The organism is Streptomyces sp. NPDC006435, assembly GCF_040612315.1.
In the GTDB taxonomy this organism is placed as follows: Bacteria; Actinomycetota; Actinomycetes; order Streptomycetales; family Streptomycetaceae; genus Streptomyces.
Genome location: NZ_JBEXPY010000078.1, coordinates 1 through 23,162 on the forward strand (window position 1 = coordinate 1; position 23,162 = coordinate 23,162).

Sequence of the window (23,162 nt, forward strand, 5' to 3'; positions counted from 1 at the left end):
CGGCCCGGGCCCGGCGCCCCGCCGCGCCCGGCCCCCGCGGGGCGCGCCCGGGCGGGCGGCGGGGGCCCGGGCCACGGCCTTCGTGCCCCGGGGGGCTTCCGTCCCCCGGGGCAGGAACCGGTGGGGATGTCAGCAGAACCGGTCGAAGGCCCGGTCGTAGCCGTCGCCGTAGCCGTCGGCGTAACCCCGGGCCCAACGGTTGTCCTGACTCTGCCTCTGCAGGAACTGCTGCCCGGAACCGGAACTGCGGATGCAGTCGTCCCGCGCGTCGGCGAATCCGTTGCGGAAGCCCTGACGGTAGCCGTCCCGGTAGGAATCGGTGACGGCGTCGTGCGCGGCCACCGCCTGCGTGGGTCTGGGGGCGGCCGAGGCCTGCGAGGCGAGTGCCGGAGCGAGTGTCAGAACGCCGACGACGAGAGCCGAGCCGAGAGCTGCGAACGCCCTGTGGGTACGCATGGATTTCTCCTTGGTCTGCGAGTACAGGCGTGCTTTCCCAGGCTCCTACAGACAGGCACCCGCCGCGACCTCACTGCAAGTCACCGCGTCACTGCGAAAAGTACCCGGAAGGGCGACCCCGGACGACCCCGTCGGGCCCGCTACGGCCTTGTCCGTACGGGTGGCACGGGCGGTGCGGGCAGGTCGAGCACGCGGGCGAGGGCGGCCACGACGGGAGCGGCGTGACCGGGCAGACACCCGGAGGACCAGTCGGCCGCCAGCACGAGGAAGTCGGCCAGATCGCGCTCGACACCGGCGAGCCGACGGCGGATCCCGGCGACGGACGACTCGATCACCGGGCTGTCGCTCCGCTCGGAGTCGACCGTGAGCCGGACGACGTCGCCGATGCGCTCCGCGACCGGTGACACGGGAGGGTGGCCGAAACCGAGCAGGACGCCGCCGCTGTCGTTGCCGCCCTCGTCGACGAGCCGGTGCCACTCGCGCCAGTCCTCCAGCCCGTCGCAGCAGCCGGGGAGGAAGGCGACGCCGGTGGAGCCGTCGACGACGCGCAGTCCGCCGGCCGCGAAGAGGGTGTCGAAGGTCAGCAGCCCGTGCAGGAACGAACCGAGCGCGTCGGCCGGACGGGGCGGACGGTCGCCGTCGGGGTCGATGTCGTTGCAGTCGGCGATGCACATCACCGCCGTCCCGACCTCGGTGGGGGAGAGACCGCCGCCGAGGGGCAGGAAGCCGGAGGTCCCGGTTTCGGTGACCGGCCAGAGGTCGAAGCCGTCGGGGGAGCGGGTCTCCAGGACGGGCTGCATCACGATCACCCGGCGAAGTGTACGACCGGCCCGGACCGCGGACGGGAGCCGACGGCGACGACGAAGCGACGGAGTACGGGCGGCAAAAAAGAAAGAGCAAGGAGATCGATCTCCTTGCCTTTCTCAACTTATAGCGCACCGGGGGGCTTGCGGCAAGGCCCCGGTGGTGCCGCAGAATCGTCCGCCGAGCCTGCAACCTGCGGAAATGAGGGACACACCGTGCGTGTGCTGTTGTCGACGTACGAGGGACACGATGACGTCCGACCGGCGGAGGTGTCGCGGTGACCGAGCAGTACGTGCTGGACCTTCAGGAGATCGACGGGGCCGGGGTCGAGGCCGTCGGCGGCAAGGGCGCGCATCTGGGCGGGCTGTCGCGGATCGAGGGCATCGACGTGCCGGACGGCTTCTGCGTGACGACGGACGCCTTCCGGCTGATCATGGCGAGGACGCCGTCGGTCGACGACCTGCTCGATCGGCTGGCGCGCCTGGACCCGGACGACCGGGAGGGAACTCGCGTGCTCAGCGCGGAGATCCGCCGGGCCGTCGAGGAGACCGCCGTACCGGAGGGCCTCGCGTCGGCGATCACCCGCGCGCTCGCCCGGCACGGCGACCGGGCCGCCTACGCCGTGCGGTCCAGCGCCACGGCGGAGGACCTGCCGACGGCCTCCTTCGCCGGCCAGCAGGACACGTACCTGAACGTCGTGGGACCGGCGGAGATCCTTCGGCACGTCAGCCGGTGCTGGGCCTCGCTGTTCACCGAGCGGGCCGTGACCTACCGTCGGCGCAACGGCATCGACCACCGTACGGTCCACATGGCCGTGGTCGTGCAGCGGATGGTCTTCCCGCACGCCTCCGGCATCCTGTTCACGGCCGACCCCGTCACGGGCGACCGGAGGACCGCCACCGTGGACGCCGGCTTCGGTCTCGGCGAGGCCCTGGTCTCCGGCCTGGTGAACCCGGACGTCTTCACGGTGCGGGACGGCGAAGTCGTCACCAGGACGATCGCCGCCAAACAGCGCGCGGTTCGGGCCCTGCCGACCGGCGGCACGCGGGAGGTGGAGATCGACCCGCGACAGCAGGAACGGCCCGCGCTGACGGACGAACAGGTCGTGCGGCTCGTACGGGCGGGACGGCGGATCGAGGCGCACTTCGGCCGCCCGCAGGACATCGAGTGGTGCCTGGCCGACGACGGTTTCCGGATCGTCCAGAGCCGGCCGATCACGACGCTGTTCCCCGTACCCGAGCACGACGACCAGGAGAAACACGTCTACGTCTCCGTCGGTCACCAGCAGATGATGACCGACGCCATGAAGCCCCTGGGCCTCTCCATGTGGCGGGCGACGGCCATGGTGCCGATGCACGAGGCCGGCGGAAGGCTGTTCGTCGACGTCACCGGGCGCCTGGCCTCGCCCGCGAGCCGCGCCGGGCTCCTGGACATGCTGGGGAAGGGAGATCCGCTGGTCAGGGACGCCCTGGAGACCGTCCTCGACCGCGACGACTTCGTCCCGTCACTCCCTGACCCTGACCCTGACCCGGACCCGGACCCGGACCCGGACCCGGACCCGGACCCGGACCCGGAGCCCGGCAGGCCGCCGGGCGACGGCGCGCCCGCCCCGATCCGGACCGATCCGGCCGTCGTCACCGAACTGATCGAGCGCAGCCGGGCGTCCGTCGCGGCCCTGGAGCGCGACATCCGGACGAAGACGGGACCGGAGCTGTTCGACTTCCTGACCGAGGCGTTCGAGGAGCACAAGCGGGTACTCGGCGACCCACTGAGCATGCAGGCCATCATGGCGGGGATGGAGGCCACCTGGTGGCTCAACGACAAGCTGTGGGAATGGCTGGGCGAGAAGAACGCGGCTGACACGCTCACCCTGTCCGCCCCCGACAACATCACGTCGGAGATGGGGCTGGCGCTGCTCGACGTGGCGGACGTGATCCGCCCGTGGCCGGAGGTGGTGGCGTTCCTCCAGGACGTCCGGGACGCCCAGGACGCTCAGGACGCCCGGGGTGTTCGGAGCGCCCGGGGAGTTCGGGGCGAGGGCTTCCTCGACGGATTGGCGCAGCTCGCGGGCGGGCCCGAGGCGCGCGACGCCGTGGAGGCGTACCTCGACCGGTACGGCATGCGCTGCGTCGGCGAGATCGACATCACGAGGCCGCGTTGGCGCGAACGCCCCGACACGCTCGTGCCCCTGATCCTCGACAACGTCAGGAACTTCGGTCCGGGCGCCGCCGAACGGCGCTTCGAGCAGGGGCGGCAGAAGGCGCGGGAGAAGGAGCGGGACGTGCTGTCGCGCCTGCGGGCCCTGCCGGACGGGGACCGGAAGGCCGAGGAGACCGAGCGGATGATCGACCGGGTCCGCACCTTCATCGGGTACCGGGAGTACCCGAAGTACGGCATCGTCAGCCGCTACTTCGTCTACAAGCGGGCCCTGCTGGCGGAGGCCGGACGTCTGGTGCGGGCCGGTGTGATCGCCGAGCAGGAGGACGTCTTCTACCTCACGTTCCAGGAGTTCCGCGACGCCGCGGGTTCGCACCGGGTGGACGACCGGATCGTCCGGCGGCGCAAGGAGGAGTTCCGGTCGTACCGGGCGCTCACCCCGCCCCGGGTGCTCACGTCGGACGGCGAGGCCCTCAGCGGGGCGTACCGGCGCGACGACGTACCGGCCGGTGCCCTGGCCGGTCTGCCGGTCTCCGCCGGGACCGTCGAGGGAAGGGCCCGTGTCGTCCTCGACGTGTCGGAGGCAGATCTCGGACCGGGCGACATCCTGGTCACGTCCTTCACGGATCCCAGCTGGTCGCCGCTGTTCGTCGGGATCGCGGGCCTGGTGACGGAGGTGGGCGGCCTGATGACCCATGGCGCGGTGATCGCCCGGGAGTACGGTCTGCCGGCCGTCGTGGGCGTGGAGCGGGCCACCCTGCTGATCCGGGACGGGCAGCGCATCCGCGTGCACGGAACCGACGGGTACGTCGAGATCCTGTCCTGACCGACCGCACCGGGCCGGTTCCCGGCCGGGCCCCGACGTAGCAGACTTGGGGCAGCAGAACGAAGGAGAGATCTGTGACGGCTCAGCCCGAGCACCCCGCGGACCCCAGGGTCACCGGTGTCCCGCACACCATCAACGCGATCGGTGACGCGTTGAGCGGTGCCGAGCGCGCCCGCTTCTACACCGAGGTCCTGGCCGCCGAGGAGAGCGACGTACCGGCCACGATGCGCCGTTGGTGGAAGGTGGCGATGTTGCACCGCGCCCCCGCGGCCGCCCGTAGCCGGGCCAACGCCGAGGCCGGCCACTCCCTGGTGTCCGTCGACGAGCTGTTCGTGGACGGGGCCCGGTGAGCTGGTCCGTCTGGACGGAGGAGATCCCGGCACAAACCGTGCTCGACATGCCCGTCGACCTCCGCCGGAAGACGGCGAACTTCCTGCGGGCCCTGGCCATCGAGGTCGGCGGCGCGGTCGATCTCGGCAGGCGGCCACCCGGAGACGCGCTGGACGACATCGAGATCCGGTACTCCCTCGAGATCCCGGGCGAGCCGGTCATCATCGAATACATGATCATGAGGGACGCCAAGGAGATCCGCGTCCCGGTCCTGGTCTGGTTCCACTGAGGGCCCCGGGGCCCGGTCCGGTACCACCGGGAGCCTCGGGCCCGGTCGGGTTCCGCCGAGGGCTCCGTACCCCGGCCCGGTCCCACCGGGAGAACGCGGGGCCCGAAGCCCCGGACGCGCATGTGTCCCGCCCTTCCCGGAAGGGCGGGACACATGCGCGTCGTGGTGTCCGGACGGTCACATCGCGGAGCGGGCGGGACGGAGCAGCCCGTCGCGCATCCGTTGTTCGCCGGGCTCCGGCAGGAGCGCGGCGACGTGGTCGGCGGCCGGCGGGGCGAGCAGGGCGTGGGCGGTGTGGTCGGGGTCGGGCACGTCGGTGAGCAGGATCGCCGGGTGGCGGAGGCGTCCGTCACCACCTCGTCGTGCGGTCAGCCGTCGCCGTCCGCCGTGCCGGCGCGCAGGTCGAGGACCCAGTTCTGGCCGACGAGATGGTGGCCGAAGCTGTGGTGGCGTTCCTCGTCGGCGAGGACGAAGCCGAAGCCCTGGTAGATCCTGCGCGCCGCCACCAGCACGTCGTTGGTCCACAGCGTCACCTGCTCGTAGCCCGCCCCACGGGCGAAGTCCAGGCACTCCGCGACCAGGCGCGTCCCGAGGCGGAGCCCCCTGCCCTCCGGGGTGACGAGAAGGATCCGCAGCTTGGCCACCTCCGGCCGGTCGCCGGCGACGAGGAGGACGCAGCCCACGCGCCGGCCGTCGACCTCGGCGATCCAGGCGGCCTCACGGGCCGGGTCGTGCCCGGCGCCGTAGTCGGCGACGATCCCGGCGACCAGGACCTCGAAGTCGGTGTTCCAGCCGAACTGCCGGTGGTAGACCTCGCCGTGGGCCATCACCATCCACCCCAGATCGCCGGGACGGTCGGCGCGGCGCACGACGGCCCGCTTCCGGTCCTGCTGCACCATGAGTCGCTCTCCCGCTCCCCGCGGCTGTTCCGTTCCTCCCGCACCACCGGGACGGTCGTCCCGGTCGCATCGGGCCGACCGCGTGCCCCGAAGGTACCGGCACCCTCCGCCAGTGCCCCTCCCGGCACTAGCGCAGGGCGTTGGTGCCCCCGGAGGCGTTGCCGGAGGTACTCCCGGGGGTGTCGCCGCAGGTGGGGAGTGGTTGGTGTCCCTCGTCCCAGTGATTGGACCATCCGCAGAGCCCGCATGCGTACCGGCCGTTGAGGCCGTGGATCTCGGCGTCGCAGCCGCGGCATCTGGTGGTGGTGATCTCCGGGGTCATGGCGGGTCCGGGCGCGGTGGACGACCAGCCGCATTGGTTGCTGCAGGTCCAGGACCCGTCGGGGCCCTGGGTGGCTGCTGCGCCGCAGTTTCCGCACGTCATGGTGGCCTCCCGGGGGCGCTCCCGCCGACAGGGGTGCCGGACGGGGCCGGGGGTCAGTCTGGCAGGGCCGGGGAGTGCGGGGGAGGGCACCGGGGCGCGGGTGACCCGTTCCGGGGCGGTTCGGCGCGTCGTTCGCATCGGCGCTCGAACGGGGAGGCGCCTTCGCCCCGTGCCGGAAGGCGTCCCTTCCTCGCGAGGCCCCGTCCTCCATCCGGACAGGAACTGACCTAATGGACGTCTACTCTCATGGCATCAGCCGGGATGCGGTATCCGCGGCGGGAAAGAAGGGGGCACCCATGCTGCGAGGACTCACCACCGTCAGTTTCTGGGCCGACGATCTGACGGCGGCGAAGAACTGGTACGCGGAACTGCTGGGTGCGGAGCCGTACTTCGAGCGGCCGGGGTACGCCGAGTTCCGCCTCGGTGACTACCGGCACGAGCTGGGGCTGATCGACAGGCGCTACGCGCCCGCGGGCTCGGGGACCGCGCCGGGCGGTGCCGTTGTGTACTGGCACGTCGACGACGCGGGCGCGGCCCTGGAGAGGCTGCTGTCCCTGGGGGCGAAGGAGTACGAACCGCTCACGGAACGCGGAGCGGGGTTCGTCACCGCCTCCGTGATCGACCCCTTCGGGAACGTCCTGGGCGTGATGTACAACCAGCACTACCTCGACGTACTGGGCGCGCGCGGGTGACGACAGGGGGCGCCGCGGGGGCGCTCTCCGGCCGGGCCGTGCCGGACGGTGTCGGGCCGTGATCCGCGAGGGGCCGTACGGGGCCGGGGCGAGTGGTGGAGCCCGGCCCCGTACGGCCTTGCCGCCGTTCGGGGCCGGGTCCCGCCCCGTGTGCGAAAACGGATTGAGGCGAGACGGTTCGTCTTGTTAGGGTGGGCGTATGGCTTTCCTCTTCTTCTTCGTCTGAGTCCGGGCACGGCCGATGCCGCCGTTTCTGCTGCCCGTAGACCCTTCGCATGCCCGGGGAAAGTCATATGCGCGACCGCGCCCGTACCACCACCCTGCCCACCGCCCCCGCTGCCGTGGCGCAGCTGTCCGTCAAGGACGTCACCAAGTCCTACGGCACCCGGACCGTCCTCGACCAGATCTCCTTCACCGTCCGGCCGGGCGAGAAGGCCGCCGTCGTCGGCGAGAACGGTTCCGGCAAGTCCACCCTGCTGAGGCTGCTCGCCGCGGCCGAGACGCCGGACTCCGGCGAGATCACCGTCGGCTTCCCCGGCGGCATCGGCCACCTCGCCCAGACCCTCGACCTCGACGCGGCCCGCACCGTGCAGGACGTCGTCGACCTCGCCCTGACCGAACTGCGCGACATGGAGCGGGGACTCCGTACGGCGGAGGAGTCCCTCGCGGACGCGTCGGACGAGGAACTCGCCGCGTACGGAGAGCTGTTGACCGCGTACGAGGAACGCGGCGGATACGGGGCGGACGCCCGGGTGGACGCCGCGACGCACGGGCTCGGACTCGCCCGGATCACCCGTGACCGCCCGCTCGGCTCGCTGTCCGGCGGCGAGCAGTCCCGGCTCGCGCTCGCCTGTGTCCTGGCCGCCGCTCCCGAACTGCTGCTCCTGGACGAGCCGACGAACCACCTCGACGCGTCGGCCGTGCACTGGCTGGAGAAGCACCTGCGCGCACACCGCGGCACCGTCGTCGCGGTCACCCACGACCGCGGCTTCCTGGAGCGCGTCGCCACCACGATCATCGAGGTCGACCGGGACGAGCGCACCGTGCGCCGGTACGGCGACGGCTGGACCGGCTACCGCGCCGCGAAGGCCGCCGCCCGGCGGGGAGCGGAGCAGCGGTACGCGGACTGGGTCGAGGAGGTCGCCCGCACGGAGGAACTGCTCGAGGCCGCGGGAAGGCGGCTCGCCACCACCGGCCGCGACCCGAAGCAGGGCTTCGGCAAGCACCGCCGGTCCAGCGAGGCGAAGCTCGGCGGGCAGGTGCGCTCCGCCCGGGAGAGCCTGGACCGGTTGCGACGCCATCCGGTGGCGGAACCGCCGGCACCGCTCCGGTTCACGACGGCGCTGTCGGCGGTGGCGGCGGACGACGGCCCGGCCCGAGGCCCCCTCGCCGAGCTCGACGGCGTACGGGTCGGTGAACGCCTGTGCCTGGACGGGCTCCTGACGATCACCCCCGGACAGCGGCTGCTGGTCACGGGCGAGAACGGCGCGGGCAAGACGACGCTGCTGCGTGTCCTGGCGGGCGACCTGGAGCCGGACGCGGGCACCGCCCACCGCCCCGCCCGGATCGGCTACCTCGCGCAGGAACTGCCCGCGCGTTCCACCCGGCTCCCGCTGCTCGCCGCGTTCGCCGCCGGGCGGCCCGGACCGCCGGACGAGCATGCCGAACAGCTCCTGGCCCTCGGCCTGTTCCGGGAGGAGGACCTGCGCGTCCCGGTCGCGGACCTGTCCGCGGGACAACAACGACGGCTGCAGATCGCGATCCTGGTGACCCGGCCCGCGGATCTCCTCGTCCTCGACGAGCCGACCAACCACATCGCGCTCGACCTGGTCGAGGACCTTCGGACCGCGCTCGCCGAGTACCCGGGGGCGGTGGTCGTGGTCTCGCACGACCGGGGCTTCCGCGCACGCTTCGAGGGGGAGCGGCTGGAGCTGCGCGCCGGCCGCAGGCACTGACCCCGCCGGGCCCGTTCCGTCGCCGCCCTCCCCTCCCGCTTCCCGGGAATCCACCGAAACGAGGCATCCATGACCACCCCGACCGCCTTCCTGACGCCGCAACAGCTCGCCGACCGCACCTCCGCCGCCGTCGGGGCCGCCGTCGCGGCCGGGCGCGGGCTCGGCCTGACCGTCACCGACCCCACGGTGCTCCACGACGTCTTCTCCGTCGTCGTCCACCTGGCGCCCTCGCCGGTCGTGGCCCGGATCCCCACCGTCCTGCCCGACGACCCGGCCGCCCTCGCGCGCCGCCAGCAGGACGAGCTGGACGTGACGAGCTGGCTCGACGGCCGGGGAGTCCCGGTGATCGCTCCCAGCCCGCTCGTGCCGCGGGAACCCGTGCGGCGCGACGGGTTCTCGATGACGTTCTGGCCGTTCGTCGAGGAGACCCGGGACAAGGAACCCGACTACGTGGCGAACTCCGAGAGCGTCGCCGACCTGCACGCGGCACTGCGCGCCTATCCGGGCCGCCTGGAGTTCCTGTCCACGGCCGAGCCGCAGTTCGTCGCGGACAGCCTCGACCGGCTCGACCGGCACCCCGACCTGATCGGGGCGGCCGAACTGGACCGTGCCCGCCGCGAATGGCAGGTCATGGAGCCCCTCGTGCGTTCACGCGAGGCATTCGAGGCTCGGTTCCCGGGCATCGGCCTCCAGCCCGTGCACGGCGACTGCCCGTCCGCGAACATCTTCTCCGGGGTGGACGGCGACCTCTACGCCGACTTCGAACTGGTCACGCTGGGGCCCGTCGAGTGGGACCTGGCCGCGCTGGGGCCCGAGCACGAAGCCGCCTACGACCGCGGCGCGCAGCGCAACGGCACCAGGCGGCTCGACGAGGAGGTGCTCGGCTTCGCCAACACCCTGGGCATGCTGCGGATCATCGCCACCCTCACACTGGCCCCGCAACTGCCCGACCTGATGGGGTACCTCAAGCCCGCCGTCGACCAGTGGCAGACGAAGCCCTTCGCCGGCGGCATGACCGGCTGACGCCGACCGGCCGACGGCCGGGCCCGGTGCCCGGCCGTCGGCCGGCTCTCAGGAGCGGGTGGCGGTCGCGCAGTTGCTGCCCGTGGCCGCCATGCCGTCGCCCGTGTCGATCGGCTCGCTGCGGTCGTACGGATCGACCGGGCGGTCCTCGTCGGTGGGTTGCTCGTCGGCCGTGCCGAAGGGCGGCACGAAGTATCCGGTCGGGGTGGAGCAACCGCCGTTGACCATGTCGAGCGCGTACGAGACGAGGGACATCGTGCCCGGTTCGATGATGATCCTGGCCGGGTCGTCCCAGCTCATCACCACCTCGCGCCGCACGATCGTACGGACGACCTCGGAGTCCCGCCCGCCGTCGCCCGCCGGGGTGACCGGGTACACGAAGGTGACGTCCGCCGTCACCTCGACCGCCCCCTTCTCCCCCTCCCGGTACGTGAGCCGGCCGCGGGTCCTGACCACGTCACCGACCAGCCGGGACTGCTCCGGCCGGAAGCGGCTGAACAGCAGCAGCGGATCGGTCCTGGGCGTGGGCTTCTTCGACGACAGGGCGGTACGGAGGTACTCCTGGACGTCCTTCTGATGCGGGTTCAGCAGCGCGATCGCCTTCGTGGGCCGCTCGCCGCGCAGCACACCGGGGTCGAGCCCCGCGGCTGCCAGGAAGTCCCGGCTCTGCCGCAGCGCCCGCTCGACCCGGGCGGCGTCCATCCAGCCGGTCGCCCTGGCCGGAGGCAGCGTGATCCCCGCGGCTCCATCGGCCCAGCGGGCGGCGGGCGAACCCCGGAAGGGCTCGTCGAGGGTGGGGGGAAGATCCCGCTCGGCGCCGGGAGCCTCCCGCGGGGTCTCCGACTCGGCGGCCAACGGTGCCCCGTCCGGCCCGCCGTCGTCGCCGCCGAACCGGCCGAGGACCTGCTGCGGGAAGAGCGACACGACCAGGAGGGCCACGACCGCCACCAGCCCGGCCACGTACCAGCCCGTCCTGCGCCGGGGCCGGGCCGGCGAGTACGTGCGCCAGCCCTCCGGCTGCCCGGGCCGCTCCCGCAGCCGCCGCTCCACCTCACGGGCGCGCGCCGACGGCTCCACGGGAGCTCCGGGCACACCCGCCACCGATTCACGGAGGAACCGCTCCCACTCCTCGTCGGGTACGGACGACCCGTCCTGCCCCTCAGCCCCGCTCACACCGCACTCCCGCCCTGTTCTCGCTCGACTGCCGCTGTCCGATGCCCGATCACCGATGCCCGATCATCAACGTCCGTTGTCCGTTGTCCGACCGGTCGACGGCGCATCGGCCCATCGGGAGTCGTCCGTATGTTCGCACGGACAAGTCATCGACCTGCCGGGGGCGGTGAACGGCGCCCGGCCGCGTACGGCCGCATGCGCGCCACGCCCCTGATCTCCGTGAAGCTGTTTGCCGGGCTTGACCTCAACCATGGTTGATGTCGTGGGGTGGGCGATGGCGGCGATCACGGCCGCCACTTGAGCGATTCGGTACGGAGAAGGGCACCGTCATGACGAGCGACATTCTTGTAGTGGGGACGATCTCGCCGGAGACCCGGGCAGCGGTGACCGGTGTGGTGAAGGGTTTGGAGAAGGCTTTCAACGAGAAGGACCCGGTCGCACTGGGCGGGCAGTACGCCGAGAGCGCCTCCTGGACCAACGCGAAGGGCACGCGTCTTGACGGCAGGACGGCGATCGTCGAGTTCAGCGCTCCGGCGCTGAAGAGCTTCCTGCGCGATTCCTTCGCCCGGTACGACGTGGCCAAGATGCTGGCGATAGCCCCCGGTGTGATCGCGGTGAACGTGGTGCAGACCCCCACCGACAGCACGGGCGAACCCGTCGACGGCCCGTGGGGCGCGACGCTCTACGTGATCGCCGAACAGACGGACGGCTGGCGCATCGTGGCAGGCCAGAACATGGCCGTCGCCCCGCCGGCGCAGACCGCGTGACATCCGGCCCCGACACGGCAACAGGCGTCTCGGGGCACCTTTCCCGCAGCTCCGGTCCACGGCATCACCACGCCGTCGACCGGAGCGCCACCCCGGCTACGCGCACCCGCCGCCCGGACCCGAGTGCCACTGGGCAACCACGTCCAGCCAGGTGAGGAACCGGCCGCGGAACGGCTCCGCGCCGTCCCGCAACGCTGCCGTGAGCCAGTCGGCCGCCGCGGCGGCCTGTTCCACCACGTCCGGTGGATACCCGTACCGGACCCGGTGGAGGGCGAACTCGTCCTCGTCGTCGACGAGGACGGCACCCGCCGCCCGTGTCCGGCACGCATCGAGGTCCTGGTCGACCGTGGTGGCTTCCGCCGGGCCCGGCCACTCGGACGGCGTGGTGACATCGCAGCAGGCGTCCAGGCGCGCAGGAGACGCCTGAAAGAGCGCGGTCCACCACGCATCGCGGGGAAAGAGCATGACCCGGCTCTCCTCGGCCGTGCAGACCGGGCCGGCCCCGCCCCTGCCGCAGACCGTGCCGACCGCTACCGAGTGGGCCGTGACCAGCCGACGGCTCGTTTTTGGGCCTGCTCACCGCGGCGGCGGCGGGTGTGGCAGAGCAGGCACAGGTCCGGTGCTTCCTCGTCCACGGCACCGTACGGGTGCTCCCGGCACCTGGTGTGCGGCTTCGGCCCCGTGGTCGCCTCCAGGAGCGCGAAGGCCTTCTGCAGGTCGGTCCGGATCTCGTGGAGCTTCTCGACGGGGGTGCTGCGGGTGATGCCGTCCCCGTGCTCACCGAGAACGCGCAGCGCCCGGCCGAGTTCGGGAAGGTGGTTCGGGTTCATCGTTGTCCGTTCTCCAGGAGGATGCCCGCAGACGATCCGTGCCGACGGGCCCCCTTGGACGCAACGGCCGGGGAAAGGCGTCTCGCTCTGCTGCTCACGGTTCTCCAACGACCGCGAGCGCCGGAAGGGGACGGGCCGGCCGACCGGGCTCCGCCGTCGCCCGCCCCGATGGGGTGTGACAGTGGCCCGTGAGACAGTCGGGACACGGCTCATCGATCGTCACCGAGGAGAAGAAGAAGCCATGAGAGAGTTGCCCGCCGTCGTCGGCCGCGGTGAGTTCGATGCCCTGGTCATCAGGACCGACCACCACGACGACCGGGCGTGGCACGACGTGGTGGCGGCGCTGACGGAACCCTGGGGAGGCGGGCAGTACGAGGCGCACGTCCACTTCGTCGACGATCCGGCCTGGGCGGAGGCGACCGTTGACGAAGTGCTGGCCGCGGTCCGCACCGACGAGGACCTGTCCGTCGTCTTCCTCGCCGACCGGACAACCATGCAGGCCGGAAACCACGCGCTGCTGGCGGTCACCACACTGACGCGGGAGGACTGCGAGGACGACGAGGACTACGGGCAACTGACCGAGTTCGGCCGCGAGTTCCGCACCATCCCCGCAGGGGTCCACGATGTCTACGCCAACCTGAGCATCGGCAACCTGGGCTTCGAGGAGTATGCGGCAGCGGCCCACGACGACCCCGAGGGGATCCACCGCTCCCTTTGAGAACCGGCTGGTGAACGCCCGGACCCCCGAGGAAACCCGGCCGTGGAGCCGGTCGCCCCCTACGGTGGGTCTCCGGGTGCACCCGGGGTATCGCCCGGATGCCCGTACGTATGCCGGGCAGCGACGGTATGAGCATGACATCGACAACACGCACAACTCGACTGCTCTGCTTCCTCATTCCCCTCCTGCTGCTGTCGTACGGAGTGCTCCGACTGATCGATGGAATGGACGGCGACCACGGCCCGGGAGTGGCCTGGAACATCGGCCATGCGTTCTTCCTCGCCGCCTTCCTCCTGTTCGGCGCTTTCGTCGTGATGCTGCGCGGCCTCGTTCCCGCGACCACCACCCGGATGAGAACCGCTGCCGGTGCCGCCGCGGTGGCCGGGGTGTTCGGTGCGGGCTGTTTCGTCTGGGTGATCCTCGGCGATCTGTTCCCCGGCCTCGCCGAGTCGGCCCCGCTGCCCGACCCTCTCGAACTCGTGGGGCCGATGGCCTTCCAGCTCGGAATGCTCGCCCTGCTGATCATGATGGCGGCCGCACGGCCCAGGCGGCTGCCCGTGTGGAGCCCGGCGCTCGTGTTCGTGGCCTTCGCCCTGATCGCGGTCGATCTCGACCTGATCCCGCTCGCGGCCGTGGCCCTCATGGCCGGCCTCGCACCACTGGCCCGCGGCCGTGCACAGGATGCCGCGCACGCTCCCGTCCACGAGGGCGCGGCCGGCTGAACGTTCCCCACCGGACCGCCGCAGGTGCCCGCGGTCCGGGAGGCCGGGCTCCCGATGCTTCGGTGTACTCCCTAGAAGGGTTCGGCGGCCTCCAGGACGACCTGCGGGAGGTAGGGGGACTCGACGCGGACGGCCCAGCCGCGGCGGCGGGCGTGACAGGCGAGGGCGAGGATGTCGAGGTCGACGGCGGCGTCCGGGGCGTCGGCGCGGTCGGCGACCCGGTAGTGGTCGCGGTGGGCCTCGAGCGCGTCGGCGAGGGCCAGGTTGAAGCTCTCCTCGTCGCCCTCCACGAGCTGCGACAGCAGCACGACCGGCGGCATGGGGAAGCCCCAGTCCTTGGACTGCTCGGCCTGTTGCAGCGCCCGTTGCACGGCCTGTTCGGGGTCGGTGCCCTTCAGGTAGGTGTGGAGGGCCTCGCGGTACGCGTCGAAGGCACCCTTGTCCGGGAGCGAGAAGGCAGGACCGGTGAGGACCAGCGGGGCGAGGTCCTCGCGTGCGCCGGTGATGAGGGCGAGGGAGACGGCCGCCTGCCAGCTGCCGGCGCCGGTCTCCTCGTCGCGCCGGGCCCGGTAGCGCAGTGCGCGGCCGGCGACGGTCACCTCGGCCTCGGTGCCCGGCTCCGCGAGGGCGATGCGGAACAGGGCCGCCCCCGCCCGGGAGGCCAGCCGGAGGTTCGCGAGCAGGGCGTCCGTGCCGGCGTCGGGGGCTCCCGTGCGCCACTTGAAGAGGCGCGCCTGGTCGCCCATGACGCTGCTGAGCCGCCAGACGGCGAGGGGTTCTCCGTCGACGGCGGTGAACGCCTCCTGGACGTGCTTCTCGTACATGGCCTCCAGCTGCGGGGACACCGACCACTCGAAGTCCGGCCGCTCCACCACCAGCGGGCCCGCGGCGAGCGCGGCGACCGCGTCCGGCCGCCGGTCCCGGCCGAACCCCGCGACCCGGGGGCCCTTGGTCTCGAAGCCGGTGACCAGCGCGTGCGGGAGGTACCCGGTGCGGACGGAGGGGGGCCCATCCCAGTGTCCGGTACGCGAGTGCGGCGAGGGCGATGGGGACCAGCGGGACGAGCGTGCTCGGGGAGGACGAGGGGCCGTGCAGGGCACTGTGCCCGACCAGGAGGTCGGTCAGCGCGGCGTCGAAGGCATCCCGCTCCTCGGCCGCCAGGGCACGCAGTGCGCGCAGCGCCGCGCTGTCCGGCCGGTCCTGGAGGGGCTCGCCGGTCTCCCGGGCGTGGACGCGGACGCGGTCCAGGGCCGCGTCCACGGCGGCGAGCACGGCCTGTGCGCTCGGCGGGTACTCATCGTTGCCGGCGTCGTCCAGGACCACGGCCGTCAGTCCCGTGGCCAGCTCGCCGGCGGGTGTTCCCCCTGCCCGCTCGGCGAACTTCGTCCGGGCGAAGTGGAAGGCCTCGCCGTGCCACCCGGCCCTGCCGGTGAGGACCGTCAGGCAGAGCGCGTCGATCCACTCCCGGGGCGTGACCTCCTCCGCGGGGGCGTCGTCACCCGGGTCGTAGCTCATGCCGAAGTTCACGTAGTTCAGGAAGACCTGGAAGCCGCAGTGCGGGTGGTACGCGGCGTAGGAGACGGCGCCCGCCGCGGCCTCGGCGGCGTCCTTCAGGGCGGCCCGGGCCTCCGGGGTGCCGAGGTCGGGCGTCTCCATGGAGAGGGCGCCCAGGTAGTCGAGGAACTCGTCGGCGATCAACTGCCATTCGACGGTGGTCATCCGGTCGGCCCTCGACATGGACCGCACCCGACCCCCGATGCGGTTCGTGAAGTCCGCGCATGCCGCCGACACGACGGCCCCGTCCACCTGATGACGCTCTATCCGCACTGCTCAGCTCCTTGATCGGTCTCCGTGACACATTAGGCGCGGGGTCCGACAGCCCGGCCACCGCTGCGCACGGGACGCCGGGCGAGGCGGCCCGGCCCGGCCCGGCCCGGTCGAGGATGAGCTCGGGGACCGGAACCCCGGTCGCCCGATTGCCTGCTCGCCGGTACGGCCCGGAGCAGGGTCAGGACCCCGGGACGGCCTGCCGGTGCGAGAGGGCGATCCGACGCCGGACCGGGTCGACGTCGAGGATCCTGACCGGCATGGGGTCACCGACCCGGATGCCGGACCGGGAGGTCTCCAGGTGCTCGTCGGCCAGTTCGGAGTCGTGCACCAGCCCCTCGAAACCGTTCTCCGACTCCTCGACGCGCACGAAGACACCGAACGGTACGAGCTTGGTGACGCGGCCGACGACGGTCCGGCCGATCTGCCCGGCCAGCAGCAGCATCGGGTCCTCGTGCAGGGCCTTGAGGGACAGCGCCACGTGTTCACGGACCGGGTCGACGTCGAGGATCTCGGCGTCGACCTCCTGACCGACGGAGACGATGTCGGAGGGGTGCGCGACGGGACGCCACGACAGCTCAGGAACATTGATCATCGCTTCGAGGCCGCCGATGTCCACGAAGGTGACACCGAAGTCGGCGATCCGGGTCACCGTGCCGGTGACGGTCCCGCCAGGGCGAAGAGACTTGAGGAGAGCCCAGTTCCGGTCGGCCGGTGTCGGATCGGTCCGCCAGCGGGCCCGTACCACTCCGTCGTCGTCGGGCATGACGGCGGTGAACAGCGGCACGCGTTCATCGGCGTACACGGACAGGAGCGCCGCGGCCTCGGCACCGGACATCCGGGCGGCCAGCTCCGGGAACTCTTCCTCGTCGGCGACCGCGCTGTGGATCCGGCCGTCCTCGTCCTGCCAGACACCCTCGACGAGGCCCTCGGCGGGGAGCGAACCGATGACCGCGTCGACGTCGCAGGACAGGCCCGGCCACACGGCCAGCCGGGCGCGGGGAGCCAGCCCGGTGCGAACCGTGTCGACGGTGTCGCGGGTGAGACGGTGCCACCGCGATGCGCCCTCGACGTACATCTCCTCCAGGAGCCCGGCGCGGCAGGCGTCGACCGACCGGTGCAGCACGGCCCAGAACTCGTCGTCGCCGGGCCGCTGGACCTCCGTGTCATCGGTTTCCATTTCGTACGGGGAGGAGTCCAGACGTTCCGGGAACAGCCCCAGCGCACGGGTTCGGGCCAGTGCCTCCTCGCAGGGCCGGAAACTGCCGATGCAGAGGTACTGGTCCCACCCCACATGGACCGCGAACGCGCCTTCCACCTCCAGCCGGCACCAGGCCCCGTTGTCGCGCAGCATGGCACGCACCAGCTCCAGCCCGACTTCGAGCGACACCTCCGCACCGTCGTGAAAACCGCCGTGAAAACCGTCGTGAGAACCGGCAGGACCGACCGGACCGGCAGAACCAGCCGGATCAGCAGCCGGCCCGGCAGGGAAGAGCCCGTCGAGTCCGAAACCGTCCACCGGAGGTTCCGCGCCGAAGTGCGCGAGGGAGGGGACCTGCGGCTCACGCACGATCAGGTGGTCGACGCCCGTGTCCCGGGCGAACGCCTCGACGGCCCGGAGGCGGGCCGCCTCGACCTCGCCGTGATCGCTGACGGTGTCCTCGGTGCCGGTGCAATGCCTGTGCTCGTCACGGTCGGCGGGATCGTGGGCGGTGACGCGGTGGACGTGGGGGAGCTGCACCTCCCCATCATCCGGCATGCTCCTGACTCCTGACCGCACCGCGCGGAAATGCCGCGGGATGCGATCATGGGCGAGTCGTGTTCGTTCGCCCGTGAGGTGATTTCTTGAGGAAGGTGACACTGCGTTCCCACGCACTGTTGCCCCGGCAGTACGACCACCGGAAGGTTCTGGCGACCACCGTGGACGCCTGGGACCGGACCCTCTGGTTGATCTGCCCCGATGCGGAACTCCACCCGAGCTCGTACGGCAGGCCCCGTGCCCGGCCCCGAGGCTTTCCGTACGACGCGCTCCTGGTCGTCGACAACGGCGGCGCGGTCCGCGAACAGCCCCTGCGCGAACTGAACTTGCGGGTGACCCATCTCGACGCGCTGCCCAACGGCCGGTTCGTCGTGCAGGGATACGGTGCCGCGGGGGACCGGAACGCGCAGATCCACGGTACGGACGGGCGACGCCGCCGCAGCTTCGCGATGGGGCATGCGGTCGAGTACCTGATGGCGGACCGGCGGCATCACATGTGGAGCGCCTACTTCGACGAGGGCGTCTACACCGACCCGATCAGCGCCGCAGGCCTGGTGCGTTGGGACAGCGGCGGCAACCACCGATGGGGATACAGGCCTCCGGAGGGCGTCGAACACATCGACACGGTCTACGCCCTCAACGTCGACAACGGGGTGGCGTGGGCCGACTACTACCCGACCTTTCCGCTGGTCGAGGCCCGAACCGACGGTGAGGTCCGGCTGCGGCGGACCCCCGTGGTCGCTCCCGCGGGTCTGGCCGTGCACGGAGAGCACCTCACGATGCTGGGGGGTGACCGGCAACCGGACCGCCTGCACCTCTGCCGCCTGACGGAGAGCGAGGCCCTGCCGGTCGAGGAAGCCTGTCTCGTCCTCCCCAACGGGGCACCGCTCAAGCGGTACGCGCGGCCCGTGGGACGTGGTCGGCACCTGTACCTGCGTGGCGCATCGGCCAGGCAGTGGTACGTGCTGGACGCCCGGGAACCGTCCGGCGGATCACTCCCGGAACCATGACCGGGACGCCGTGAGGCGACATCGGCGTGATCTGCCGGGCGGACGAGCGGCGGACGGGGATGGGACCGGCTCCCCCGCTCGGGGGAGCGACCCGGTGCCTCGACCGTCTCGGAGGACGAGTGATCATCGATCCCGGGTCCGATGTCCTGGAACGCGGTGCGTGGAACCGTTTCTCCTGTTCACCCCCCTCGCGTCAGGAGAACCAGGCCATGCCGGAATTCACCGTCCCCCGTCCGGAAGACGCAGTTGCCGAGGTTCCGCCTCCGCCCCGACGGGCCGTCCGAGCCGCTCGTGCCTCGGCGCTCTCCGCGACCGTCGGGTTCATCCCGCTCCACGCGATCTGGGCGCTGGGCATTCCCCTCTGGGCGGACGAGCAGGCGTTCCGGGAGTGGTACGAGGTCGGCGGCGGCCCGTACCTCCTCGTGCTCAGCGGCATGGCCCTGCTGGCGGGCATCCTGGCGATGAGTCTGGTCCGGCCGTGGGGACTGGTGTTCCCGGGCTGGACCCCGTTCCTGGCCGGGCGAAGAGTTCCGCGCCGGACGCTGGCCGCCACGGCTCACGGCGTATCGGTCTTCCTCCTCCTGTACACGGTCTGGGCCGCCGTGCAGCTGGTCAGAACCTTCGACGAGGAGGGCATTTTCAGCCCGTGGACCGTCGTCTACGGAATCCCGCAGTTCCTGGTGTGGGGCATCGGCCTGTACATCGCTGCCCGTTCCTACCACCACCGCACATCACTCCACCACCGCACGTCACTTGGGCGCTGAGGTCTGCGCAGCCGGCCGCCCACGACGTCGTCGGTGACGCGGGCGTTGTCAGTGGGTCCGCTTACTGTGACAACAGCTGATCGAGGGATCACGCTGCTTGGAGTGGGCCGAGGAGGGGCTGTGCAGAGCTTGCCGGAAGGGAGCGACGGTTCGGTGCGGGGCGAGGAGGTGTCCGGGACCGTGTCCCCCGGGGTTTCCGACGGGACGGTGGTGTTCCCGGACGAGGAGACCTTCGAGGTGCCGCCGTCCTGGCGGCGGCTCGTGCACCCCCGGCGCGGCGGTTTCCCGCAGAGCGTGCCGGACCCGGACCCGGACGCCGGACAGGTGGCGGCGAAGGACCTCGCCAGACAGTCCGACTGGCTGGAGGAGATGCTCTCGTCGCCGGACAGCGATCCGGAGATCGTCGCCGCAACCCGCGCCCATCTGGCAGGCAGCCCGGATCCACTGGGCGCCGCCGCGGTGGCGGCCGTGTCGCTGCGCTGGGACCACCGGCCCGGCGTGCTCGTGGACGCCTGGGTGCTGGCCCACGGGCTGTCCTTCGCCGCCCGGGCGGTCGTCGAGTACATCGACATCCAGGCGATGTGGATGCAGCACGGCTCCGTCCGCTCGGAATCCCGGCTGCTGCGCCGCCCCGCGGACGGTTCGGCCGACGAATACTGGGCGCGGCCCCGGTTCGCCGACCGGATGCGCGCCCTGGTCGCCGTGTCCGGGGACGAGGAGTACGCACAGGTCGTCGCCGACCTCGCCGGTTACCGGGACAACCTGCGCCGCCGCTGCTCGGTGTCCTACCTGGTGCCCGGCGAGCAGCACTGGGTCGACGAGTGCTGCGCGGAGGCGGACGCCGCCGGGGCCACCCTGCGCGCGATGCTGCTGTGCTCGCTCGGCTCCCCGGAACAGATCGAGAAGTTCCCGCGCCCGGTGCATCTGTTGTGGAACGGCTGGGACATGGAGCTGATCGCCACCCTCGCCGAGGGCACCGGCCGGGCGTTCGCACCGCTCCTGACGGAGGCGATCGCCACGGCTCCGGGCGTCGACCGGGCCCGTACGGTGGCCCGTGCCCTGGTCGCGCTGCCGACCGACGACGCCTTCCGGGTACTGCTGTCCCACGCGGACGACAAGCACGTCCGTACGAGCCTGGTCGAGGCGATGGACCGCTATCCGGTGCGGGCCCTCCGGCTGCTCGCCGAGGCGGCCTCGGCCCCGGGCGACCAGGACCGGGCGGCGCAGTCGGCCGACCGCATGCTCGCCCATCACGTCATGGCCCACCGCGCGTTGGCGAAGGCCGTCCTGCCGGAGCTGGCACCCGGGGCCGCGGCCCATGTGGAGCCGCTGCTCGACGGCGCCGACCGTGTGGCGGACGCCCCCGTCGAGGCCCTGCCCGCGCTCCTGGTCGACCCGCCGTGGACGCGCAAGCGGGCGAAGGCCCCCGAGAAGCGGGAGGCCACCGAGATCCCCGCCGCCCCCGCCCCGAAGGCCGTGTGGCAGCCCGGCGAGCGCGAGAAGTGGTCGGTCATGCCGACCTGGCTGGTCCGGCGCGCCTTCCCGGCCGAGCAGTGGGCCGAGCATCTTGAGAAGGCGCGCGGGGAGCGGGGGTGGAATTACCTGGCCCAGTGCGCCCACCTGTTCCTGCACGGCCCCGAGGACGAGGCCCGTCGGGCCGTACTCGCGTACGTGCCCAAGGGGGATCACGGGAACCCCGATGTGCTCAGGCCCCTCGCCGCCCGGTTCGGGGCCGACGCCCTGCACCTGGTGCTCGAGGCGTCCGCGGACTTCTCCGCGAAGCTGGGCGAACTGGTCCTGCCGTTCCTCAGCACCGAGGTCGCCGTACGGGTCGGCGACTGGCTGATCCGTCTGAAGTCGGCCAACGCCACGGCCCGCGGCTGGCTGACGCGCCACGGCCTCGCCGCCGTCCCCTATCTGCTGCCGCAGGCGGTCGGCCCGGCGGGCCCCGTCCGCAACGGCGCGGAGACGGCCCTGATGGTCATCGCCCAGAAGCACGGCGTCGACGCGGTCCGCGAGGCCGCCGCCACGGCCGGCGGACCGGAGGCGGCGGACATCGTCGCGGAGATCCTGGACGGCGACCCGATGGCGTTCGCACTGCCCAAGAGGATGCCCACGGTGGGCTCCTGGGCCGATCCCGGACTGCTGCCGCAGATCCTCCTGGAGGACGGCGGCGCGCTCCCCGTCGGCGCGGCCCGGCACGTTCTCACCATGCTCGCCCTGTCGAAACCGCACAGCGTCTACCCGGGCATCGCCGTGCTGAAGGAACACTGCACCTCCGATTCCCTCGCGGCGTTCGCCTGGGGCCTGTTCGAGCAGTGGCAGTTCATCGGCATGCCGGCCAAGGAGAGCTGGGTGCTGCAGGCGCTCGGCCCGCTCGGGGACGACGGGACGGTGCGCCGTCTGAGCCCGCTGTTGCGGGCCTGGCCCGGCGAGGGCTCCCACAAGCGCGCGGTCGACGGCCTCGACGTGCTCGCGGCCATCGGCAGCGACATCGCGCTGATGCATCTGCACGGCATCTCGCAACGGGTGAAGTTCAAGGGCCTCAAGACCCGCGCCCAGGAAAAGATCGCGGAGGTGGCCGACGGACTCGGCCTCACCGGCGAGCAGTTGGGCGACCGCCTCGTCCCGGACTTCGGCCTGGACGCCGACGGCAGCACCGTCATCGACTACGGCACCCGCCGGTTCACGGTCGGTTTCGACGAGCAGCTGCGGCCGTACGTGAAGGACGCCGACGGCACGGTCCGCAAGGCCCTGCCCGCACCCGGGGTGAAGGACGACCAGACGCTCGCACCGGCCGAGCGGAAGCGGTTCGCGACGCTCAAGAAGGACGTCCGCACGGTCGCGTCCGACCAGGTTCGGCGGCTCGAACAGGCGATGGTGACGCAGCGGTCCTGGACGGACGGCGAGTTCCGGGAACTGTTCGTGGACCACCCGCTGATGAGGCATCTGGTGTGCCGCCTGGTGTGGACGGGCGAGGCGGACGGCGCGGTGACGACGTTCCGCGTCGCCGAGGACCGCACCTTCGCCGACGCCGAGGACGAGTTGCTGACCCTGCCGGAGGGGGCGACGGTACGGCTCGCCCACCCCCTGAGCCTGGGCGAGGAACGGGACACCTGGGCGGAGCTGTTCGCGGACTACGAGATCCTGCAGCCGTTCCCGCAGCTGGGCCGCCCCGTGCACGCCCTCACCGGGGAGGAGGCCGCCGGACACCGGCTGGTCCGCTTCGAGGGGGTCACCGTCCCGGTCGGCAAGCTCCTCGGTCTGACCAAGCGCGGCTGGGAGCGCGGCGCCCCGCAGGACGCGGGCGTGGAGTGCTGGATGTCCCGGCCGGCCGGCGCGGGCCGGTACCTGGTCATCGACCTCGACCCGGGCATCGCCGTCGGCATGGTCGACGAACTCGGGGACCAGACCCTGGAAGCGGTCCGGATCGGCAGTTCGCCCGGCTACTACCGCCCGGGCGACGACCACCCGCTGCGCCTCGGCGACCTCGACCCGGTGCTGGCCTCCGAACTGCTCGCCGACCTCACCGAGGTGACGGCGGGATGACCGCGACCGTCCCGCCGGGCCCCGACGCCCATGCCGAGCGGTGACATCGGCGGCCATGTGCCGGGCCCGGTGACCATCTGGTGAGGCCATGTGGTCACCCGCCGGGGCCGGGTGACCACATGGTGGGGCCCGGGGGCCGGCCGCCCCGGTCCGGGCCCGCCACGGGCGGCGTCGGCGCGCCACGGGGC

23 protein-coding genes and 1 pseudogene are annotated in these 23,162 nt (G+C 72.2%); 13 read left to right on the forward strand and 11 right to left on the reverse strand.

Going from position 1 to position 23,162, the window contains the following annotated elements; genetic code table 11:
- Nucleotides 1–129: 129 nt before the first annotated feature.
- On the reverse strand, nt 130–456 hold the full coding sequence (locus ABZZ04_RS37655) for a hypothetical protein (protein WP_356936751.1): 327 nt from the start codon (nt 454–456) through the stop codon (nt 130–132).
- 140 nt (nt 457–596) lie between these two features.
- The gene (locus ABZZ04_RS37660; RefSeq protein WP_356936772.1) at nt 597–1,256 is read right to left on the reverse strand and encodes a hypothetical protein; all 660 of its coding nucleotides are present in this window, start codon (nt 1,254–1,256) and stop codon (nt 597–599) included.
- Between the two features lie 281 nt (nt 1,257–1,537).
- On the opposite strand from ABZZ04_RS37660, the gene rph reads away from it, so the two are divergent.
- The 3 genes from rph (at nt 1,538) to ABZZ04_RS37675 (ending at nt 4,862) form a co-directional block, all read left to right on the forward strand.
- Nucleotides 1,538–4,243 carry a rifamycin-inactivating phosphotransferase gene (gene rph, locus ABZZ04_RS37665; RefSeq protein ID WP_356936752.1) on the forward strand — a complete coding sequence of 902 codons (2,706 nt, stop codon included), beginning with the start codon at nt 1,538–1,540 and terminating at the stop codon, nt 4,241–4,243.
- Between the two features lie 74 nt (nt 4,244–4,317).
- On the forward strand, nt 4,318–4,593 hold the full coding sequence (locus ABZZ04_RS37670) for a hypothetical protein (protein ID WP_356936753.1): 276 nt from the start codon (nt 4,318–4,320) through the stop codon (nt 4,591–4,593).
- Nucleotides 4,590–4,862, forward strand: a complete 273-nt coding sequence (locus tag ABZZ04_RS37675) for a hypothetical protein (protein WP_356936754.1) — start codon at nt 4,590–4,592, stop codon at nt 4,860–4,862. The genes ABZZ04_RS37670 and ABZZ04_RS37675 overlap by 4 nt, the downstream gene beginning before the upstream one ends.
- Before the next feature lie 177 nt (nt 4,863–5,039).
- Here the strand turns inward: ABZZ04_RS37675 and ABZZ04_RS37680 are convergent, their stop codons facing one another.
- From ABZZ04_RS37680 to ABZZ04_RS37690, 3 genes are all read right to left on the reverse strand, one after another.
- Nucleotides 5,040–5,174: a hypothetical protein gene (locus ABZZ04_RS37680; RefSeq protein ID WP_356936755.1), complete on the reverse strand. Its 135-nt coding sequence runs from the start codon at nt 5,172–5,174 to the stop codon at nt 5,040–5,042.
- 56 nt (nt 5,175–5,230) lie between these two features.
- Nucleotides 5,231–5,761: a GNAT family N-acetyltransferase gene (locus ABZZ04_RS37685; protein ID WP_356936756.1), complete on the reverse strand. Its 531-nt coding sequence runs from the start codon at nt 5,759–5,761 to the stop codon at nt 5,231–5,233.
- 127 nt (nt 5,762–5,888) lie between these two features.
- The gene (locus ABZZ04_RS37690) at nt 5,889–6,185 is read right to left on the reverse strand and encodes a hypothetical protein (protein ID WP_356936757.1); all 297 of its coding nucleotides are present in this window, start codon (nt 6,183–6,185) and stop codon (nt 5,889–5,891) included.
- Between the two features lie 296 nt (nt 6,186–6,481).
- Between ABZZ04_RS37690 and ABZZ04_RS37695 the strand changes: the two genes are divergently transcribed.
- The 3 genes from ABZZ04_RS37695 (at nt 6,482) to ABZZ04_RS37705 (ending at nt 9,855) form a co-directional block, all read left to right on the forward strand.
- Nucleotides 6,482–6,877, forward strand: a complete 396-nt coding sequence (locus tag ABZZ04_RS37695; RefSeq protein WP_356936758.1) for a VOC family protein — start codon at nt 6,482–6,484, stop codon at nt 6,875–6,877.
- Nucleotides 6,878–7,170: 293 nt separating this feature from the next.
- Nucleotides 7,171–8,832 (forward strand): ribosomal protection-like ABC-F family protein, encoded by a 1,662-nt coding sequence (gene abc-f, locus ABZZ04_RS37700; protein WP_356936759.1) that lies wholly within the window; start codon nt 7,171–7,173, stop codon nt 8,830–8,832.
- A gap of 69 nt (nt 8,833–8,901) precedes the next feature.
- Nucleotides 8,902–9,855: a phosphotransferase gene (locus ABZZ04_RS37705; RefSeq protein ID WP_356936760.1), complete on the forward strand. Its 954-nt coding sequence runs from the start codon at nt 8,902–8,904 to the stop codon at nt 9,853–9,855.
- Between the two features lie 48 nt (nt 9,856–9,903).
- On the opposite strand, the gene ABZZ04_RS37710 is transcribed toward ABZZ04_RS37705, so the two are convergent.
- Nucleotides 9,904–11,028, reverse strand: coding sequence for a hypothetical protein (locus ABZZ04_RS37710; protein ID WP_356936761.1), 1,125 nt, complete (start codon nt 11,026–11,028; stop codon nt 9,904–9,906).
- A gap of 329 nt (nt 11,029–11,357) precedes the next feature.
- On the opposite strand from ABZZ04_RS37710, the gene ABZZ04_RS37715 reads away from it, so the two are divergent.
- Nucleotides 11,358–11,795, forward strand: coding sequence for an SgcJ/EcaC family oxidoreductase (locus ABZZ04_RS37715; RefSeq protein WP_356936762.1), 438 nt, complete (start codon nt 11,358–11,360; stop codon nt 11,793–11,795).
- 96 nt (nt 11,796–11,891) lie between these two features.
- On the opposite strand, the gene ABZZ04_RS37720 is transcribed toward ABZZ04_RS37715, so the two are convergent.
- Together ABZZ04_RS37720 and ABZZ04_RS37725 are read right to left on the reverse strand one after the other, a co-directional pair.
- Complete coding sequence (locus ABZZ04_RS37720; protein ID WP_356936763.1) at nt 11,892–12,260, reverse strand: DUF402 domain-containing protein; 369 nt, start codon at nt 12,258–12,260, stop codon at nt 11,892–11,894.
- Between the two features lie 65 nt (nt 12,261–12,325).
- On the reverse strand, nt 12,326–12,625 hold the full coding sequence (locus ABZZ04_RS37725; RefSeq protein WP_356936764.1) for a hypothetical protein: 300 nt from the start codon (nt 12,623–12,625) through the stop codon (nt 12,326–12,328).
- 241 nt (nt 12,626–12,866) lie between these two features.
- Here ABZZ04_RS37725 and ABZZ04_RS37730 point away from each other — a divergent pair, with 241 nt between their 5' ends.
- Together ABZZ04_RS37730 and ABZZ04_RS37735 are read left to right on the forward strand one after the other, a co-directional pair.
- Nucleotides 12,867–13,343: a hypothetical protein gene (locus ABZZ04_RS37730; protein ID WP_356936765.1), complete on the forward strand. Its 477-nt coding sequence runs from the start codon at nt 12,867–12,869 to the stop codon at nt 13,341–13,343.
- A 134-nt stretch (nt 13,344–13,477) separates the two neighbouring features.
- Nucleotides 13,478–14,065 (forward strand): hypothetical protein, encoded by a 588-nt coding sequence (locus ABZZ04_RS37735; protein ID WP_356936766.1) that lies wholly within the window; start codon nt 13,478–13,480, stop codon nt 14,063–14,065.
- A gap of 71 nt (nt 14,066–14,136) precedes the next feature.
- Here ABZZ04_RS37735 and ABZZ04_RS37740 read toward each other — a convergent pair whose 3' ends face one another.
- From ABZZ04_RS37740 to ABZZ04_RS37750, 3 genes and pseudogenes are all read right to left on the reverse strand, one after another.
- A complete protein-coding gene (locus ABZZ04_RS37740) occupies nt 14,137–14,940 on the reverse strand; it encodes an immunity 49 family protein (protein ID WP_356936767.1) in 804 nt (267 codons plus the stop codon).
- 202 nt (nt 14,941–15,142) lie between these two features.
- Nucleotides 15,143–15,802 (reverse strand): annotated as a pseudogene (locus ABZZ04_RS37745) (Imm49 family immunity protein); the annotation flags it as partial.
- Nucleotides 15,803–16,073: 271 nt separating this feature from the next.
- Nucleotides 16,074–17,282, reverse strand: coding sequence for a S1 RNA-binding domain-containing protein (locus ABZZ04_RS37750; protein ID WP_356936768.1), 1,209 nt, complete (start codon nt 17,280–17,282; stop codon nt 16,074–16,076).
- A 36-nt stretch (nt 17,283–17,318) separates the two neighbouring features.
- Between ABZZ04_RS37750 and ABZZ04_RS37755 the strand changes: the two genes are divergently transcribed.
- The 4 genes from ABZZ04_RS37755 to ABZZ04_RS37770 all read left to right on the forward strand — a co-directional run bounded on the left by ABZZ04_RS37755 (nt 17,319) and on the right by ABZZ04_RS37770 (nt 22,974).
- Nucleotides 17,319–17,666 (forward strand): hypothetical protein, encoded by a 348-nt coding sequence (locus ABZZ04_RS37755; RefSeq protein WP_356936769.1) that lies wholly within the window; start codon nt 17,319–17,321, stop codon nt 17,664–17,666.
- Between the two features lie 80 nt (nt 17,667–17,746).
- Entirely contained in the window at nt 17,747–18,661 is a 915-nt protein-coding gene (locus tag ABZZ04_RS37760; protein ID WP_356936773.1) for a hypothetical protein, read from the forward strand.
- A gap of 209 nt (nt 18,662–18,870) precedes the next feature.
- Nucleotides 18,871–19,425 carry a hypothetical protein gene (locus tag ABZZ04_RS37765; RefSeq protein ID WP_356936770.1) on the forward strand — a complete coding sequence of 185 codons (555 nt, stop codon included), beginning with the start codon at nt 18,871–18,873 and terminating at the stop codon, nt 19,423–19,425.
- A gap of 120 nt (nt 19,426–19,545) precedes the next feature.
- A complete protein-coding gene (locus tag ABZZ04_RS37770; RefSeq protein ID WP_356936771.1) occupies nt 19,546–22,974 on the forward strand; it encodes a DUF4132 domain-containing protein in 3,429 nt (1,142 codons plus the stop codon).
- Nucleotides 22,975–23,162: the final 188 nt, after the last annotated feature.